At 51.0% G+C, this 298-nt stretch carries 1 protein-coding gene; it reads right to left on the bottom strand.

Features of this window, described 5'->3' with window-relative positions; genetic code table 11:
* Window positions 1-184: 184 nt before the first annotated feature.
* Window positions 185-298: a host-nuclease inhibitor Gam family protein gene (locus tag J0A65_RS26990; protein ID WP_032325186.1), complete on the bottom strand. Its 114-nt coding sequence runs from the start codon at window positions 296-298 to the stop codon at window positions 185-187.

Below are 298 nucleotides of genomic sequence, written 5' to 3' on the forward strand. Positions count from 1 at the left end.
GTCCACGGATTAAGGCCGTACTGGTTGGCAACGATCAGTAATGCGATGAACTGCGCATCGCTGGCATCACCTTTAAATGCCGTCTGGCGAAGAGTGGTGATCAGTTCCTGTGGGTCGACAGAATCCATGCCGACACGTTCAGCCAGCTTCCCAGCCAGCGTTGCGAGTGCAGTACTCATTCGTTTTATACCTCTGAATCAATATCAACCTGGTGGTGAGCAATGGTTTCAACCATGTACCGGATGTGTTCTGCCATGCGCTCCTGAAACTCAACATCGTCATCAAACGCACGGGTAAT

The organism is Bowmanella yangjiangensis, from assembly GCF_017255015.1.
Lineage (GTDB): Bacteria > Pseudomonadota > Gammaproteobacteria > Enterobacterales > Alteromonadaceae > Bowmanella > Bowmanella yangjiangensis.